This is a genomic window from Streptomyces sp. NPDC086766, assembly GCF_044746005.1.
Classification (GTDB): domain Bacteria; phylum Actinomycetota; class Actinomycetes; order Streptomycetales; family Streptomycetaceae; genus Streptomyces.
The window spans coordinates 24,992-41,859 of sequence record NZ_JBIVBI010000024.1 but is presented as its reverse complement, the minus strand read 5'-3'; the positions used below and the strand labels follow the sequence as shown (position 1 = coordinate 41,859).

Sequence of the window (16,868 nt, the reverse complement as noted above, 5' to 3'; positions counted from 1 at the left end):
TGACGCTCCGGCGCCCGGCCACGTGGGACCCCGGCGCCCGGCCCCCTGCCGGTCGCGCGCCCTGCCGCACGACGGCGCCGCTCCGGCCCGTACGCGACCCCGGGCGCGCGGCCCGTTCCGGCGTTCGCTACTTTGGCACCGTGGACAAGAAGAACGCCCTGCGCGCCGGCGCCCTGGCCGCCGGTACGACGCTGATGATGCTGCTCATGTCGTCCCCCGCGCTCGCGGTGACCCGCGACGACGGCGACGACCCCGGCTCGAGCCTGAGCGTCGTCCAGACGCTGGGTCTCTACGTCGTCCTCCCGATCGCGCTGTTCGCGGTCATCGCCGGCCTGGTCATGGTGCTGAGCAAGTCCGGCGACAGGAACCAGGACACCGGCCGCCGCGCCGACGCCAAGGCCTGACGCCGCCGGCCTCCGCCGGACCGGAGCGCCCGCCGCGCACACCGCCCCGAGGGCGCCGACCCCGCCGTACGTACACGCACCGCCGTACGACGCCGAGGCCGGCGCCCTCGGCGTTTTCACCGCCGCGTCCGCAAGGGCCCCGGCGGGCCGGCCCTGGTGGGGCCGGGGCCCGCGTGGACGGCCCGGGTCAGGGGCTCGGCGCGGTCAGGTACCGCTGCAGCGTGGGCGCCAGCCAGGCCACGATCTCCGGGCCGGACAGCTCCACGGCCGGCCCGAAGCGCAGGACGTAGCGGGTGAGCGCGAGTCCCAGCAGCTGCGAGGCGCACAGCGCGGCCCGCCCGGACACCTGCTCGGGGTCGGGGCACACCTGCTGGGCGACCGGCAGCAACTGGTCCCGGAACACCGACTGCATCCGCTCGGCCCCGGCGGGGTTGGTGACACCGACCCGCAGGATCGCGGTCAGCTCGCCGTTCCCCTCCCACAGCGAGAGGAAGTGCGACACCAGCGCCCGCCCGATCTCGTCGCGCGGCAGCGCGGTCAGGTCGGGCAGCCGCAGATCCAGGGAGACGGCCGCGGCGAAAAGACTCTCCTTGTTGCCGAAGTAGCGCATGACCATCGACGGATCGATGCGCGCGTCCTTGGCGATGGCCCGGATGGTGGCCCGGTCGTACCCGTCGGCGGCGAAGCGCCGGCGCGCCGCGTCGAGGATGGCACCGCGGGTGGCGTCGGAACGGCGTGCGGGGGAGGGCGGGGAGCCCTGGCTGGCGTCGACCATGTCAACAACCGTAGGCCAACGTACGTAGGCAAACAAGCGTAGGTGTCAACGAGCGTAGGCCAACAAGCGTTGACAAGCCCACTCGGGGCGATTTACGCTTGCCAACAAGCGTTGACCAACGGTCGTTTGCCAACGACCGCTGGCAAACGACCGTTGGCACCCCAGGAGGTCGTCATGACCGGCACCACGGGCAACACAGGCACCACGGGAACCACCGACACCAACGCTTCGGCCCCCACCCCCACCCCCACGTTCACCACCGCCCCGGTGATCGTCGTCGGCGCGGGCCCCACCGGCCTCCTTCTCGCCGGCGACCTCGCCGCCGCCGGCGTCCCCGTCACCCTCGTCGAGAAGCGGCCGCACCGGATCAGCAACCTCTCGCGCGCCTTCGTCCTGCACGCCCGCGCCCTGGAGCAACTCGACGCGCGGGGCCTCGCCGACGGCCTGGAGGCCGTGGGCCGCCCCCTCGACCGGCTCCAGCTCTTCGGGCGGCTCGGCGTCGACCTCACCGACCTGCCCTCCCGGTTCCGCCACGTGCTCGTGCTCCCGCAGTACGAGGTGGAGGAGGTGCTGGAGCGGCGCGCGGTCGAGGCCGGCGTGGACTTCCGCTACGAGACCGAGGTGACCGGCCTGGCCCAGGACGGCGACGGCGTGACCGTCGAGGTCCGCGGGCCCGGCGGGCGGGCGGAGTCGCTGCGGGGCGTGTACGCCGTCGGCGCCGACGGGATGCGCAGCAAGGTGCGGGAGGCGATCGGGGTGCCGTTCCCCGGGCGGTCGGTGATCCGGTCCGTCGTGCTCGCGGACGTGCGGCTCGCCGAGCCGCCCGGGACGCTGCTCACCGTCAACGCCGTCCGGGACGCCTTCGCCTTCCTGGCGCCCTTCGGGGACGGCTACTACCGGGTCATCGGCTGGCGGCGCGGCCACGAGGTCTCCGACCGTGAGCCCCTGGACCTCGACGAGGTCAGGGAGATCACCCGGCTCGCCCTCGGCCGTGACTACGGGATGCACGAGGCCCGCTGGATGTCCCGCTTCCACAGCGACGAGCGGCAGGCGCCCGCCTACCGGGTCGGCCGGGTCTTCCTCGCCGGCGACGCCGCCCACGTCCACACCCCGGCCGGCGGCCAGGGCATGAACACCGGCCTGCAGGACGCGGCCAACCTCGGCTGGAAGCTCGCCCAGGTCGTCTCCGGCCACGCTCCCGAAGCGCTCCTCGACACCTACCAGGCCGAACGCCACCCCGTCGGCCGGTCCGTGCTCCGCAGCAGCGGCGGCATCATCCGCCTCGCCATGGCGCACCGCCCCTGGACCCTCGCCCTGCGTGCCGCGCTGGTCACCGTCCTCGACGGGGTCGCACCCGTCCGCCGCAGGGCCGCCGGCCGGATCACCGGTATCGGCTACCGCTACGCCGCTCCGCGCGGTGCCCACCCTCTCGTGGGCACCCGTGTCCCCGACGTGGCTCTCGCGGGCGGCGGCCGTCTCTACGAGGCGCTGCGCGGCGGCCGCTTCGTGCTGATCGCCCCCCGCTCCCACGACGTCGGCCCCGGCCGCGCCGGCCGGCTCAGCGCCGCCCGCTGGGCGAGCGACCGCCGTACGGCCGTGCTGGTGCGCCCCGACGGGCACGTGGCCTGGGCCGCCGACAGCGCCGACACCGCCGCGATCGAGTCCGCGCTCGCCGCGCACGTGGGCTGATCGACCCACCCGTCCCAGTCGTCTTCGTCCCTGCCCGGCCGGGCCCGCGAAGTCCGCGCCTCGGTCAGCGACTGTCGCAGCATGTAAGCCAGTTGGGGCGCCCGGGCCGGCGGGACCGCTGCCCACGCGCTGACGGCGAAGGGGCACCCGGCGATCCGCCGGGTGCCCCTTCGCGCGTACGTGCGAGGCGGTTACGATCCGGCCGCCGCAGCGTCGGCCGCCTGGGCCTTCAGAGCCCGTTCGACGCCCGCGCGGGACTCCGAGACCAGCCGGCGCAGGGCCGCGCTCGGCTCGGCGGAGGCCAGCCACGCGTCCGTCCGGCGCAGGGTGTCCTCGGACACCTGGATCGCCGGGTACAGGCCGACGGCGATCTGCTGGGCCATCTCGTGGGAACGCGAGTCCCAGATGCCCTTGACGGCCTCGAAGTAGGTGTCCGTGTACGGCGCCAGCAGCTCGCGCTGGTCGGTCTGGACGAAGCCCCCGATGACCGCCTCCTGCACGGCGTTCGGCAGCTTGTCGGACTCGACGACCGACGCCCACGCCTCCGCCTTGGCCTCCGGGGTCGGCCGGGCGGCCCGGGCGGTGGCCGCGTGCCGCTCGCCGGCGGCCGTCCGGTCACGCTCGTACTCGCTCGCGATCTCCGCCTCGTCGAAGCGGCCCACGGCCGCCAGCCGCTCCACGAACGCCCAGCGCAGCTCCGTGTCGACGACCAGGCCCTCCACCGTCTGCGAGCCGTCCAGCAGCGCGTCCAGCAGGTCGAGCTGCTCCGGCGTCCGGGCCGTCGCCGCGAAGGCGCGCGCCCAGGCCAGCTGGTGGTCGCTGCCCGCCTCGGCGGCGCGCAGATGGGCCAGGGTGGCGTCGGTCCAGCGGGTGAGCAGGGTCTCGCGGGCGGCCGGGTCGGCGTACAGGTCGATCGCCAGCTTCACCTGGCGGTGCAGCGACTGCACGACACCGATGTCGGACTCCTTGCCGATGCCGGACAGCGCCAGGGACAGGTAGTCGCGGGTGGCGAGTTCGCCGTCGCGGGTCATGTCCCAGGCGGAGGCCCAGCACAGGGCGCGCGGCAGCGAGTCGGCGAAGTCGCCCAGGTGCTCGGTGACGAACGCGAGCGACCGCTCGTCCAGGCGGACCTTCGCGTACGACAGGTCGTCGTCGTTGAGCAGGACCACGTCCGGACGGCGCCGGCCGGCCAGCTGCGGTACGGCGGTCAGCTCGCCGTCGACGTCCAGTTCCACGCGCTCGACGCGCACCAGCCTGCCGCTCGCATCGTCGCGCTCGTAGCAGCCGACGGCGATGCGGTGCGGGCGCAGGGTGGGCTCGCCCTTCGCGCCGGCCGGGAGCGCCGGGGCCTCCTGGCGGACGGCGAAGGAGGTGATGACCCCGTCGGCGTCCGTCTCGATCTCCGGGCGGAGGATGTTGATGCCCGCCGTCTCCAGCCACTGCTTCGACCAGGTCTTCAGGTCGCGGCCGGAGGTCTCCTCCAGGGCGCCCAGCAGGTCGGACAGGCGCGTGTTGCCGAAGGCGTGGCGCTTGAAGTACGCCTGCACGCCCCGGAAGAACTCGTCCTGGCCGACGTAGGCGACGAGCTGCTTGAGGACGGAGGCGCCCTTGGCGTAGGTGATGCCGTCGAAGTTGACGAGGACGTCGTCCAGGTCGCTGATCTCCGCCATGATCGGGTGGGTGGAGGGCAGCTGGTCCTGGCGGTAGGCCCACGTCTTCATCGAGTTCGCGAACGTGGTCCACGCCTGCGGCCAACGGGAGTCCGGCGCGTACGCCTGGCAGGCGATGGAGGTGTAGGTGGCGAACGACTCGTTCAGCCACAGGTCGTTCCACCACTCCATGGTGACCAGGTCGCCGAACCACATGTGCGCCAGCTCGTGCAGGATGGTCTCGGCGCGCACCTCGTAGGCCGCGTCGGTCACCTTGGAGCGGAAGACGTACTGGTCGCGGATGGTCACCGCACCCGCGTTCTCCATCGCGCCCGCGTTGAACTCGGGGACGAAGAGCTGGTCGTACTTCCCGAACGGGTAGGCGCAGTCGAACTTCTCCTGGAACCACTCGAAGCCCTGACGGGTCACCTCGAAGATCGCGTCGGAGTCGAGGTACTCGGCGAGGGAGGGCCGGCAGTAGATGCCGAGCGGCACGCTCTGCCCGTCCTTCTCGTACACGCTGTGCACCGAGTGGTAGGGGCCGACGATCAGGGCCGTGATGTACGTCGAGATGCGCGGCGTCGGCTCGAAGACCCAGACGTTGTCCTGGGGTTCGGGGGTGGGCGAGTTGGACACGACGGTCCAGCCCTCGGGTGCGCGCACGGTGAACTGGAAGGTGGCCTTGAGGTCCGGCTGCTCGAAGGAGGCGAAGACGCGGCGGGCGTCCGGCACCTCGAACTGGGTGTAGAGGTAGGCCTGGTCGTCGACCGGGTCGACGAAACGGTGCAGGCCCTCGCCGGTGTTGGTGTACGCGCAGTCGGCCACGACCCGCAGGATGTTGCGGCCCTGGAGCAGGCCCGGCAGCGCGATCCGCGAGTCCTTGAAGACCTCGGCGGGGTCGAGCGGGTCACCGTTGAGGGTGACCTCGTGGACGGCCGGGGCCACCAGGTCGATGAAGGACTCGGCGCCGTCCTGGGCGGTGTCGAAGCGCACCGTGGTCACGGACCGGTAGGTGCCGCCCTCCTGTGCTCCGGAGAGGTCGAGATCGATCTCGTACGAGTCAACGGTGAGCAGCTGCGCCCTCTGCTGCGCCTCTTCGCGAGTCAGGTTTGTGCCAGGCACGCGGTCATCTCCTCGTGATGTGTGGGTGTGGTCATCCTTCCACGTCACATCTCCGGCGGATGCCTCCTGGGCGATCCCCGAGGCCGCGGCGCGCCCCTCCGAACGCGTCCGACGGCCCGTCCGTGGCGCACGTCCACGTCCGGGCCGTCGAATGCGGCTGCCCGCTGTGCGGGGCGGAACGCGCTAGCCGCGCAGCTCCGCCGCCACCAGCTCCGCGATCTGGACGGCGTTCAGCGCCGCGCCCTTGCGGAGGTTGTCGTTGGAGAGGAACAGGGCCAGGCCGTTGTCCACGGTCTCGTCGCGGCGGATGCGGCCCACGTACGACGGGTCCTTGCCGGCCGCCTGGAGCGGGGTGGGGATGTCGGAGAGGGCCACGCCCGGGGCGCCGGACAGGAGCTCGGTCGCGCGCTCCGGCGACAGCGGCCGGGCGAAACGGGCGTTGACCTGGAGGGAGTGGCCGGAGAAGACGGGGACGCGCACGCAGGTGCCGGAGACCTTGAGCTCGGGGATCTCCAGGATCTTGCGGGACTCGTTGCGGAGCTTCTGCTCCTCGTCGGTCTCGTTCAGGCCGTCGTCGACCAGGTTCCCGGCGAAGGGGAGCACGTTGAAGGCGATCGGGCGCTGGTAGACGGCCGGCTCGGGGAAGTCCACCGCCGCGCCGTCGTGGGTGAGCTTGTCGGCGTCGGCGATCACCTTCTGCGCCTGGCCGTGCAGCTCCGCCACGCCCGCGAGGCCCGAACCGGACACCGCCTGGTAGGTGGCGACGACCAGCGCCTCCAGGCCGGCCTCCTCGTGCAGCGGCTTCAGCACCGGCATCGCGGCCATCGTCGTGCAGTTCGGGTTGGCGATGATGCCCTTGGGCCGGTTCACCGCCGCGTGCGGGTTCACCTCGGACACGACCAGCGGCACGTCGGGGTCCCGGCGCCAGGCCGAGGAGTTGTCGATCACCACGGCGCCCTGCGAGGCGACCTTCTCGGCCAGCGCCTTGGAGGTCGCGCCGCCCGCGGAGAACAGCACGATGTCCAGGCCGCTGTAGTCCGCCGTCGACGCGTCCTCCACCGTCACGCCGTCGAGGACCGTCCCCGCCGAGCGGGCCGAGGCGAACAGGCGCAGCTCGGTGACCGGGAAGTCGCGTTCCGTGAGGATTCTGCGCATGACCGTGCCGACCTGACCGGTGGCTCCGACGATTCCGACCCTCACCATGACTCCCTACGTACGTGTGCTGTGCGTGCGTGTGCGCTCGGCCGAGCCTTTCCATCATGCGGCCGACCCCGACCCACGTGTCCAGTTCTTTGCGCGGCGTGCCCGAGGAGTGGGACGGGCGGGCCCGTCCCGCGGGTGCGTTCCTTCGGGCCGCACCCGCGTTGAGCTGCAGGAATTCGCCCGGCGGGGCCCGCGGGCCGCAAGCTGTGCTGCCCCGCCCCTGCCCGGTCCGGCCCGGCGCATACGGCGATGTGACGTACGCCTCTGCTCCGCGGCGTGGAGTCGCGGGGCCGCGGGCCGAACGTTCCGGGCGGCCGCGGCGTCGTAGTGGGGACACGGTGAGGGGGTGGCTTGTGCTGCGCGGAAGGGCGCGCCGCGGGCGCGGGACGGACCGGAGTGCGGACGATCCGCTGGACGCGGCGCAGGAGCGGCGGGTGCGGGCGGTGCTCGCGCTCGGCGGGGTGCCGCAGGCGGACCTGCCGGACGGGGTGCAGCAGGTCCGCCTGCGGCTGCTGGAGCGCGCCGCGAGCGGGCAGGAGGCGCCGCGGGACGTGTCGGCGTGGGCCGCGGTGGTCGCCTCCCGCCTGGCGATGGACTGGCACCGGGCCAAGCGGCGGCAGGAGCGGCTGGGGGAGCGCCTGGCGGCGCAGCGGCCGGCCGAGCACGCCGCGGGCGAGGAGGCCCGGCTGCTCTCCCTCGCCGTCGTCCAGGGCCTGGACGAGCTGCCGGACGCCCAGCGGCAGGTCCTGGTGCTGCGCTTCTACGCCGACCTGGCGGTCCGCTCGATCGCCGAGCAGCTCGGCCTTCCCGAGGGCACGGTCAAGAGCAGGCTGCACACGGCGGTCCGGGCGCTGCGCGACCGGCTGCACGAGAACGAGGTGGTGTGACATGGCCGCCGCAGACGGGCGCCACGACGGCGTCGACCCGCTGCTGGCCGCGCTCACGGACGAGCCGCTGCCGCCCGGGGCCCGCGCGGACCCCGCCTTCATGGCCGCCTACCGGGCGTCCCGCGCGGACCTGGACCTGATCCGCCGGCATCTGCACGTCGTCGGGGACGCGCTGGCGGAGCCGGCCGAGCCGCCCGAGTCACGGCCGCACCGGGCGGGCGAGGGGTGGCCGCAGGGCCGTCCGGCGGACGGGCGGCAGCGGACCCGTCCGGCCGGTGAGCGCCCGGCGGGCCGCCCCGCGCCGGAGGCCGGGCGGCGGTCGCGGCGGCGGCGGGGCGCCAGGGCGTTCGTGCTCGGCGCCGTCGGCGCGGTCGCGGTGGCCGCCGTCGGGTCCCTTGTGCTCGGGCCGGGGTGGCTCGCGGCGCCGGGCGGCGGCAACGACAAGGCGAGCAGTGCGGACCGGGCGAGCGGGGACGAGAAGGCGGGCGGTGACGCGGGGGCGAAGGGTGACGGCGAGGCGGGCGCCGGGCGGAGTCCCGGCGCCTCCTTCGCCGCGCCCGGCTACCTCGCCTGCGCCCGCCTGGTCGTCGAGGGCGACGTCACCGGCGTCCGGCCGGTCGCGGACACCGGCCGGGAGCGCGTCACCCTGCGCGTGACCCGCTCCTACAAGCCCGCGAAGGGGAGGGCCGAGGTCACGTTCCCGGTCGACGACCCGGGCGTGTTCCGCCGCGGCGACCACGTCCTGGTCGGCATCCCGGGCCGCGCCGCGTCGCCCGACCGCTGGGCCGTCGGCGAGCGGGACGTCACCCGCGAACGGGCCGCCGTCGAGCGCACGTTGCCCGAATCGGCGGCCCTTCCCTGCGACTGAACCCCCGGCCTGTACGGCGGTACCGGCCCCGGGCACAGTCCGGGCGGGTCCGCACCGGACACCCCCGGCCACGACCGGCGCGGCCGCCTGTACCGGCACCCGCACCGCCCCCGGACACGCCCGAGGGCGGGCGTCCGTGCCGGACGCCCGCCCTCCTGTTGGTGTATCGCCTTACTGCGTGACCTTCTCGATCTTCACGTTGCCCAGGCCCGCGACCGTGCCGCGCGCGTCGACCAGCTGCACCTGCCCGAAGAACTCACGTCCCTCGGGAGCCGCGGCCGCCGCCGTGACCTGCCCGGTCACCGTGGCCGAGTCGCCCGTGCCCAGCTTCACCGGCGCCGAGCCGTCCACCGTGACGGTGCCGAGCGCGGAGGAGAAGAACACGTCCCGGTAGTCGTACGCCGTCGAGCCGGAGGGCACCGAGTAGCCGACGACCTCGACGGTGTAGGTGCCGGCGGCCGGCTTGGCGATGGACACCGCCTCCTCCGAGTCGCCGTCCGCGGACTGCGCGACCTTCTTGCCGCTCGCGTCGTAGACCGTCAGGTCCAGGTCGGCGGCCGTGTCGCTGACGTTGCCGATGGCGACGTCCAGCGACTGGGCGCCCTCGGGGACGACCACGGTCGTGGTCTGCTTCTCGGCGTTCTTGATGGTGGGCCGGGCCGTCTTGGACGAGCCGAGCGGGCCGCCGACCAGCTTGCCGTCGAGCGGCGCGAACTTGTTGGTGACCTTCCAGGAGGCGGTGGCCGGGGTGCCGACCTTCGCCTCGGGCACGGTCACCGTCTCCGGGTCGAAGACCGCGCCGAGGACGGAGACGTCCAGCTTGTAGGGGTTGTCGAGCAGCGGCGAGGTGCGGCGCGACTCGACCTCGACCTCCCACACCCCCGGCTGCGGGTCGGCGTAGGACCGCACGTCGGGCTTGCAGCCGTTGCCGTCGAGGTAGTTGTTGTAGCAGTACGGCGTGGAGGTGTTGTCGACCGGAGTGCCGTACGGGTGGATGGCGATGAACCGGGTCTGGCTCTTGTCCGCCAGCCCGCCGATCGCGACCTCCAGCGACTTCGCGCCCTCGGGCACGGTCAGGAAGTACGACCGCGTGCTGTTGCGCTGCACCGAACCCGACGCGGACCAGGTGTAGGCGACCGGCTCCGCGACCACGACGGTGGTCAGGATCTGCTTGTCGACGCCCTCGGTGAACGGGTCGTCGACCTCGAGGATCGCGCTCTTGACGCCCGCGGAGCGCGGAGCGGCCTGGACCCGCACGGTCACCGGCTGGTTCAGCGGCAGCTTCACCAGCGGCGAGCCGACGATCCGGAAGGTGTCACCGGCGTTGTTCGCGAACTCCAGCGTGTGCCAGACCCCGCGGTCGGGGCCGGAGGTGCGGGTGACGGTGACGTCGTACGTCTTCTTCTCGCCGGCCTTGAGACCGCCCTCGCGGTCGTACAGGCCGGTGCCGAAGCCCGGCGTCCTCAGGAACTGGTCCAGCGCGGTGTCGACCGGGGCCTTGACGGTGTAGTCGTGGGCGGTCGCGTCGAAGCGGATCGCGTCCCAGGCGTCGACGACGTCGATGCGGCCCGCGCCCTCCTCGTAGGCCTGGACGCCCTTGATGTGGTGGGCGGTCGAGGTCAGCGCCGTGCGCAGATCCGCGGGCTTGAGCTCGATGCCCTTCTGCTTCGCCGCGCTCAGCAGCAGGGCGGAGGCGCCGGTGGCCTGCGGGGAGGCCATCGAGGTGCCCTGGAGCATGGAGTAGCCGGCCGGCAGCGGGTAGCCCGCCTCGGCGACCGGGGAACCGGGCAGCCAGGTCTGGGTGGTGTTGATCGCGGCGCCGGGGGCGACGAGGGTCGGCGTGAAGCCGCCGTCCTCACGCGGGCCGCGCGAGGAGAAGGGCATCATCGCGTACGGCTTCTCCACCGCCGAGCCGTAGTTGGCGGCCCAGGTCTCCTTGGAGATTCCCGCGCCGACCGAGATCACCTTGTCGGCGAGCCCGGGGTCGCCGATGGTGTTGGCGCCGGGGCCGGAGTTGCCCGCGGAGATCACCAGCTGCACGCCGTAGGTGTCGATGAGCCGGGTGTAGAGCTCGGCGCGCGCGTTGTTGCCGTCGTTGAGCGCGGGCAGGCCGCCGATCGACATGTTGACGATGTCGACGCCGCGGTTGACGACGAGGTCGATCATGCCCTCGGTGAGCGCGACGTTGGTGCAGCCGCCGCTCCAGGTGCAGGCGCGCGAGGAGACGAGCTTCGCGCCGGGCGCGGCGCCGTTCATCTTCCCGCCGAACAGGCCGTTGGCGGCGGTGATGCCGGCGACGTGGGTGCCGTGCTCGGACTCGATGACGCCGATGTTGACGAAGTCCGCCTTCTTGCCGACCCAGGACCCGCCGTAGGGGTCCATCGAGACGTCCTTGCGGATCTGCACCACGAACGGCTGGCGTTCGACGACGTCCGTCTTCGGGTCGTCGGTGCCGAAGTACCCGATCTGGTAGCCGTCCTTGTACGGCTTCATCGGCTCGTCGTCGGTGAAGTCGTTGTCGTTGTCCAGGTCGACGCGGACCGTGCCGGCGGCCGCGTCGTACAGGACGCCCCAGGAATCGGTGGTGTCGCCGTCGCGGTTCGCGTCGCCCTTGGCGTCGCCGCCCGCGGTGACGGACTCCCTGAAGGTGCTGACCTGGTAGGAACCGGCCGGAGCGGTCCAGGTCTGGTTGCCGTAGGTGAAGCTGGGCCCGGAGACGGAGGTCACCATCGGGCGCCAGGTGGCGTCGCCGTCGAGAATGGGGTCCGTCGCCGTCACCCAGTCGACGATCTTCCGCTCGCCGGTGGTGGTCTTCTGCAGCGCCGGGTGGCCGAGGTCCACGCCGGAGTCGAGGATGCCGATGGTCACGCCCCGGCCGTCCGCCTTCGGGTTCTGCCGTACGAAGTCGACGGCGCCGGTCTCGAAGGAGGGGTTGTACGGGTTCGCGGCAGGGGTGTCCTTGCCGGGCCCGGAGTAGGTGGCCGCCGCGGTGCCCCGGGCGCCCATGGCGGTGTCGGCGCTCGGCGTCGGGTCGTCGAGCGCGATCTCCTGCCGCAGGTCGATGGCGTGCACGGAGGACAGCTTCGCGGCGGCGGCGATGGCCGCGTCCGCCTCGGACGTGGGCACGGTGGCGCGGACGTAGCCGAGCTTGTCGTAGGCGCGGCCGACGGAGCCGCCGTCCACCGCGTCGAGCTGCCGGGCGACCTGCTCGGTCTGCCCGGGCGCCGTCGCGACCATCATGGTGACGTTCTTGGCGCCGTCGGCCTTGGCCTCGGCGAGCAGGTCGGCGTCGTCCGAACCGAGCTTGGCGCTCGCCGACTTGACGGCCGGGTCGGCCGGGGAGGGGCTGTCCTGGGCGGTGGCCAGGGGTATCGGCCCGGCCGCGGAGAGCGCGGCCACCACGCCTGCGGCCACGGCGATGCGGGCCAGGCGTCTCGCGCCCGTGAGCGGAGCGCGCTGGGAGTCGGAGGTCATCGGCATCCCTTGGAGGTAAAGGAACCAGGCGAGTCGCGATCGAGTCGATCGGCTCAGTCCGGATTTCGGAGCCGGACGATCGCTCAGCTTTACCCAAGGAAAGTTTGTTGGGGAGGAGTTGACCGTGACGGGATGGACTCATGGCGTACTTCCGCCATGCGCCACAGGGGAGATAGCCGTGCAAAGGGTGACGTGTCTCCCGATGGTGCCCCGTTCGACCGGAGCCGCGGCCGGTTGGCTCAGCCGCGTGAACGCGCGTAGTGGCGGGATGCCTTCGCACGGTTGCCGCACGCCGCCATCGAGCACCAGCGGCGGGTGCCGTTGCGTGAGGTGTCGAAGAAGTGCAGGATGCACGCCTCGTGCGCGCAGCCGCGGATCCGGTCGGGCGCGGCCGCCAGCAGCCGGAGGTAGTCGCGGGCGGCGAGCCAGGCCGGCCCCCATGCGCGGTCGCGGAACTCCGGCCGCTCGTCCGGGCCTTCGGCGGTGAGTACGGCCCGGATCCGCCCGTGGTCGAGCACGGCGTCGACCAGGGGCGCCCCCTGCTCCAGGGAGCCGTCCACGGCCGTCTTCAGGGCCTCGCGCGCCCGGAGGGTGTGCCGCAGGGTGGCGGCGTCGGCGGTGAAGCGCTCGTCGAGCCCGTTCGCCGCGAGCCACACCGCGAGCCCGTCGGTGCCGGTGAGCAGGTCCCGCACCGCTCCCTCGTGCATCCAGCGGGTGTTCAGCAGGTCGAGCGCGAGCGGCTCGCCGATGAGGGGGCGCGGGTCTCGGGCGGCGGTCATGCGGGGACTCCTTCCGTGCTAACCGCTCAAGGTTACGTGACCGGTTGACGCTCCTCATTCTAACCCTTAATCTTCATTACAGAGGTTAGTCCCGATCGGGGGCTTCCGACGAAGGGGGACACGTATGACCCTGCGCACCGGCCACATCGGCCTGAACGTCACCGACCTCGACCGCTCGCTCGCCTTCTACCGCGACGTCCTCGGCTTCGCGCTGCTCGCCGAGGGCAAGGAGGACGACCGGCGGTACGCCTACCTGGGCGACGGCGGCGACAGCCCCGTGCTCACCCTCTGGCAGCAGGCGCGGGAGCCGTACGGCGCCGAGCGCGCCGGGCTGCACCACCTCGCCTTCACCGCCGACTCGGCCGAGCGGCTCAGGGCGTACGAGTCCGCGCTGCGCGCCCACGGCGTGGACTTCGCCCACGAGGGCGTGGTCGCCCACCGCGAGGGCTCCGCCTCGGGCGGCGTCTTCTTCCACGACCCCGACGGCACCCGGCTGGAGATCTCCGTGCCGAGCGGTGTCGAGGGCGCGCCGGCGCCGTACGGCGAATCGGCTCCGACCTGCGGCTTCTTCTAGAGAGGTGACCGGACGTGGAGGTCTACCACGCGGGCTCGAGGGCCCTGCAGGAGCGGGCCGGTGTGCGTGAGGCCGCCGACCACGTGGGCCGGTCCGTCGGCCAGGACGTCAAACCGGTCGCCGCCGCCTTCCTGGCCCTCCAGCCGCTGCTCGTCGTCGGCGCCGCCGACCCGGCGACCGGCGGGGTCTGGGCCTCGCCGGTCGCCGGGACCCCCGGATTCGTCCGGGCCACCGGGCCGCGCCGGATGTCGGTCACCGGCGGCGTGCACGCCGGTGACCCGCTGGCACCGGCGCTCGCGACACCCGGCACCTACGTCGGCACCCTCGCCCTCGACCCGCGCACCCGGCGCCGGATGCGGCTGAACGGGCGGCTGCGGCCGACCCCGGAGGGCTTCGCCGTCGACGCGGACCGGGTCTTCTCCAACTGCCCGAAGTACCTTCAGAAGCGGGATCTGAGCGCGATCGTGCCGCGCACCCCGGGCGCGCCGCGCCACGGCACCGAACTGACCGTGCGGCAGCGGCGGTTCGTAGCCGAGGCCGACACCTTCTTCCTGGCCACGGTGCACGGGCACGGCGCGGACGCTGGCCACCGCGGCGGCAACCCCGGCTTCGTCCGGGTGCTGTCGCCGCGCGAACTGCTCTGGCGCGACTACCCGGGCAACTCGATGTTCCTCACCCTCGGCAACCTCGCCACCGACCCCCGGGCCGGACTGCTGTTCCTGGACTGGACCTTGGGCACGGCGCTCCAGCTGACGGGCGAGGCACGGACCGAGTTCGGCGCCGACGGGCAGCGCCGGGTCCGCTTCACGCTCGCCGCGGCCGTCGAGACGGAGGGAGCCGTGCCGCTGCGCTGGTCCGCTCCCGCGTACTCGCCCGCGAACCCGGACCCGGCGTGGTAGGGCCTGTCCGGCGGATCATGCCCGTCCGCCGCACGATCCGCCGGGCAGGCCGTAATGTCGCGGTGTGCGACAGAAGTTGAGGGTGGCGGCCTACGCCGTGTGCGTCCGCGGCGGGCATCTCCTGCTGGCCCGCGGCCGGGACGACGAGGGCGTACCGGAGTGGACCCTGCCCGGCGGCGGGGCGGAGCACGGCGAGGACCCCCACGACACCGTGCTGCGGGAGGTGGGGGAGGAGACCGGCTACCGCATCGAGATCGCGGGCCTGCTCGGCGTGGACTCCCTACGGCGCCGCGTCCCGCGCCGTCTCGGCCGCACCGTCGACCGCCACGCCGTACGGCTCCTGTACGAGGGCCGGATCACCGGCGGCGAACTGCGCCACGAGGTCGGCGGCACGACCGACATGGCGGCCTGGCACCCGCTGGACCAGGTGCCCGCCCTGCACCGGGTCGCCCTGGTCGACACCGCGCTCGTGCTGTGGCGCGAGCGGCCGCCCGCGGGCCGGGTGGCACCCACCCGGTAGCTCTCCGGTACCCCGGAAGATGAACACCGCGTGACCGGTTCCGGGCCGCCCGGAGAGCGCTCGCGGACGCGCGGGGTGGGCCGGGATCCACGTACCGTGATCGGCGCCGCGCGTTGCCGTCGCGTTCACGCGCAGGCCACTCCCGGTGCGAAGCATCGAAGGCGAGCGGGAGGTTCGCGGCAGCGGGCCCTCCGTGACCACTGCCGACGCGTTCGCACCCGGGGAGACCGCGCCATGTCGCGCACACGCTCTGTCACCGCCTCCGTGCCGGGGGTCCACCGGCGCTCCGTCCTCGCCGCCGCGGGAGCGGTGTCCCTCGCCACGGGCGTCGGCTACGCCCTGCGGCCCACCGACAGCCAGGCCGCCACCGGCCGCCGCGCCGGCGCCGAGGGCTCCGCTCAGGCGCCGGTGGCGTCCTCGCGCAAGGCCCCGGCGGCGCCCCTCGCGCCGTACACCAAGGGCACCACCGTCGCGGGCGTGGCCGCGCCGCGCACCGCGTCCGGCTACCGCCGGCTCGGCGACGGACCCGGCTGGCAGCGCGTGGTGCGCGGCGAGCTGGCCGCGCCCAAGTCGGGCCGCGCCGCCCGGCGTACGGCGCTCGCCGCGTTCGTGCAGTTCACCGACCTGCACCTGACGGACGTCCAGCACCCGCTGCGTCTGGAGTACCTGCGCTCCGCCGACCCGCACGCCTGGCGTCCGCACGAGGCGCTCACCGTGCCCGGCGCCGTCTCGCTGGTGGAGCGGGTCAACGCGCTGCGGGGCGCCCCCGTCACGGGCTCCCCGCTGCACTTCGTGATGACCACCGGCGACAACACCGACAACAACGCCCACTCCGAGCTGGAGTGGTTCATGAAGATCATGAGCGGTGGGCGCATCACGCCCAACTCCGGCGACCCGCGCCACTACGAGGGCGTGCAGAACAGCGGGCTGAAGCTGTACTGGCAGGCCGACTCGGCCACGCGCGACGCCGACAAGCAGCTCGGCTTCCCGCACCTGCCCGGCTTCCTGGCCGCCGCGATCCGCGAGGTCCGCAGCCCCGGCCTCAACCTGCCCTGGTACTCCACGGTCGGCAACCACGACGCCCTGCCGCTCGGCTGCTACGCGCACGGCGACTCCCACCTCACCGAGTACGCCATCGGCGGCCGGAAGCTCATGAACCTCCCGGCGGCCCAGGCGAAGAAGCTCCAGGACGCCGTCAAGAACGGCACGGACCCCAGGGGCGCGGACTTCCGCGACCTGCTCGAGTCCCACCGCCGCGACATGCGCGCGGTCACCCCGGACGAGAAGCGGGCCCCGTACACCCCCGCCGACTACCTCAAGGCCCACCTGGACCCGGCCCACGCGGGCCTCGGCCCGGCCGGCCACGGCTACTCCTCCGCCAACCTCGACGCGGGCACCCAGTACTACAGCTTCCGCATCGCCGACGACGTCATCGGCATCAGCCTCGACACCACCGACCCGGGCGGCCACTACGAAGGGTCCGTGGGGACCGCCCAGTTGAAGTGGCTGGACCGGACACTGCGCGAGAACAAGGACGCGTACGTGGTCGTCTTCAGCCACCACACCAGCAAGACGATGACGAACACCCGCCCCGACCCGGCCCGTCCGGGCGAGCGCCGGCACGACGGCGCCGAGCTGGTCGCCCTGCTGGGCGGCCACAGCAACGTGCTGGCCTGGGTGAACGGCCACATCCACAAGAACGTCGTCACCCCGCACTCCGCGTCCGGCGGCCACTCCTTCTGGGAGATCTCCACCGCCTCGCACGTGGACCATCCGCAACTCGCCCGTGTCGTGGAGCTGGTGGACAACAAGGACGGCACCCTGTCCCTGTTCACCACGCTGGTGGAGTCCGCGGCCCCGCACCGCACCGACTTCGCCGACCTGAGCCAGACCGGACTGGCCGCGCTGTACCGCGAGCTGGCCTTCAACGCGCCGGGCGCCAACAAGGCGCTCGCGGGCGATCCGGAGGACCGCAACACGGAACTGGTGCTGAGGAAGGGCTGAGTGGCGGTGGGCCACGGCCCC

13 protein-coding genes are annotated in these 16,868 nt (G+C 73.3%); 8 read left to right on the top strand and 5 right to left on the bottom strand.

Translation table 11 applies throughout. The features are described from left to right. The first annotated feature begins 140 nt into the window (after positions 1-140). A complete protein-coding gene (locus ACIPM1_RS30675; RefSeq protein WP_402440168.1) occupies positions 141-404 on the top strand; it encodes a hypothetical protein in 264 nt (87 codons plus the stop codon). A 187-nt stretch (positions 405-591) separates the two neighbouring features. Here the strand turns inward: ACIPM1_RS30675 and ACIPM1_RS30670 are convergent, their stop codons facing one another. Next, positions 592-1,179, bottom strand: coding sequence for a TetR family transcriptional regulator (locus tag ACIPM1_RS30670; protein ID WP_356180622.1), 588 nt, complete (start codon positions 1,177-1,179; stop codon positions 592-594). Between the two features lie 174 nt (positions 1,180-1,353). Between ACIPM1_RS30670 and ACIPM1_RS30665 the strand changes: the two genes are divergently transcribed. Continuing rightward, positions 1,354-2,868, top strand: a complete 1,515-nt coding sequence (locus ACIPM1_RS30665) for an FAD-dependent monooxygenase (RefSeq protein WP_402440165.1) — start codon at positions 1,354-1,356, stop codon at positions 2,866-2,868. Between the two features lie 191 nt (positions 2,869-3,059). Here the strand turns inward: ACIPM1_RS30665 and pepN are convergent, their stop codons facing one another. Continuing rightward, a complete protein-coding gene (gene pepN / locus ACIPM1_RS30660; protein WP_402440162.1) occupies positions 3,060-5,639 on the bottom strand; it encodes an aminopeptidase N in 2,580 nt (859 codons plus the stop codon). Positions 5,640-5,822: 183 nt separating this feature from the next. Continuing rightward, on the bottom strand, positions 5,823-6,839 hold the full coding sequence (locus ACIPM1_RS30655; protein WP_402440249.1) for an aspartate-semialdehyde dehydrogenase: 1,017 nt from the start codon (positions 6,837-6,839) through the stop codon (positions 5,823-5,825). Between the two features lie 356 nt (positions 6,840-7,195). On the opposite strand from ACIPM1_RS30655, the gene ACIPM1_RS30650 reads away from it, so the two are divergent. Both ACIPM1_RS30650 and ACIPM1_RS30645 read left to right on the top strand, forming a co-directional pair. After that, a complete protein-coding gene (locus ACIPM1_RS30650; RefSeq protein WP_402440247.1) occupies positions 7,196-7,729 on the top strand; it encodes an RNA polymerase sigma factor in 534 nt (177 codons plus the stop codon). A 1-nt stretch (position 7,730) separates the two neighbouring features. Then, positions 7,731-8,597: a hypothetical protein gene (locus tag ACIPM1_RS30645; RefSeq protein ID WP_402440159.1), complete on the top strand. Its 867-nt coding sequence runs from the start codon at positions 7,731-7,733 to the stop codon at positions 8,595-8,597. A 171-nt stretch (positions 8,598-8,768) separates the two neighbouring features. Here ACIPM1_RS30645 and ACIPM1_RS30640 read toward each other — a convergent pair whose 3' ends face one another. Both ACIPM1_RS30640 and ACIPM1_RS30635 read right to left on the bottom strand, forming a co-directional pair. Next, positions 8,769-12,071 (bottom strand): S8 family serine peptidase, encoded by a 3,303-nt coding sequence (locus ACIPM1_RS30640; RefSeq protein ID WP_402440157.1) that lies wholly within the window; start codon positions 12,069-12,071, stop codon positions 8,769-8,771. A gap of 239 nt (positions 12,072-12,310) precedes the next feature. Then, entirely contained in the window at positions 12,311-12,850 is a 540-nt protein-coding gene (locus tag ACIPM1_RS30635) for a CGNR zinc finger domain-containing protein (RefSeq protein WP_402440154.1), read from the bottom strand. Between the two features lie 124 nt (positions 12,851-12,974). On the opposite strand from ACIPM1_RS30635, the gene ACIPM1_RS30630 reads away from it, so the two are divergent. The 4 genes from ACIPM1_RS30630 (at position 12,975) to ACIPM1_RS30615 (ending at position 16,847) form a co-directional block, all read left to right on the top strand. Beyond that, a complete protein-coding gene (locus ACIPM1_RS30630) occupies positions 12,975-13,424 on the top strand; it encodes a VOC family protein (RefSeq protein WP_402440151.1) in 450 nt (149 codons plus the stop codon). Positions 13,425-13,438: 14 nt separating this feature from the next. Continuing rightward, positions 13,439-14,323: a pyridoxamine 5'-phosphate oxidase family protein gene (locus ACIPM1_RS30625; protein ID WP_402440148.1), complete on the top strand. Its 885-nt coding sequence runs from the start codon at positions 13,439-13,441 to the stop codon at positions 14,321-14,323. Between the two features lie 64 nt (positions 14,324-14,387). Next, on the top strand, positions 14,388-14,843 hold the full coding sequence (locus tag ACIPM1_RS30620) for an NUDIX hydrolase (RefSeq protein ID WP_402440146.1): 456 nt from the start codon (positions 14,388-14,390) through the stop codon (positions 14,841-14,843). A 234-nt stretch (positions 14,844-15,077) separates the two neighbouring features. Continuing rightward, on the top strand, positions 15,078-16,847 hold the full coding sequence (locus tag ACIPM1_RS30615) for a TIGR03767 family metallophosphoesterase (RefSeq protein WP_402440143.1): 1,770 nt from the start codon (positions 15,078-15,080) through the stop codon (positions 16,845-16,847). Positions 16,848-16,868: the final 21 nt, after the last annotated feature.

Coding starts and splice junctions, on each gene's coding strand:
- ACIPM1_RS30670 (WP_356180622.1), bottom strand. CDS start 1,179: ATGGTCGACGCCAGCCAGGGCTCCCCGCCCTCCCCCGCACGCCGTTCC.
- ACIPM1_RS30665 (WP_402440165.1), top strand. CDS start 1,354: ATGACCGGCACCACGGGCAACACAGGCACCACGGGAACCACCGACACC.
- ACIPM1_RS30645 (WP_402440159.1), top strand. CDS start 7,731: ATGGCCGCCGCAGACGGGCGCCACGACGGCGTCGACCCGCTGCTGGCC.
- ACIPM1_RS30640 (WP_402440157.1), bottom strand. CDS start 12,071: ATGACCTCCGACTCCCAGCGCGCTCCGCTCACGGGCGCGAGACGCCTG.
- ACIPM1_RS30635 (WP_402440154.1), bottom strand. CDS start 12,850: ATGACCGCCGCCCGAGACCCGCGCCCCCTCATCGGCGAGCCGCTCGCG.
- ACIPM1_RS30630 (WP_402440151.1), top strand. CDS start 12,975: ATGACCCTGCGCACCGGCCACATCGGCCTGAACGTCACCGACCTCGAC.
- ACIPM1_RS30615 (WP_402440143.1), top strand. CDS start 15,078: ATGTCGCGCACACGCTCTGTCACCGCCTCCGTGCCGGGGGTCCACCGG.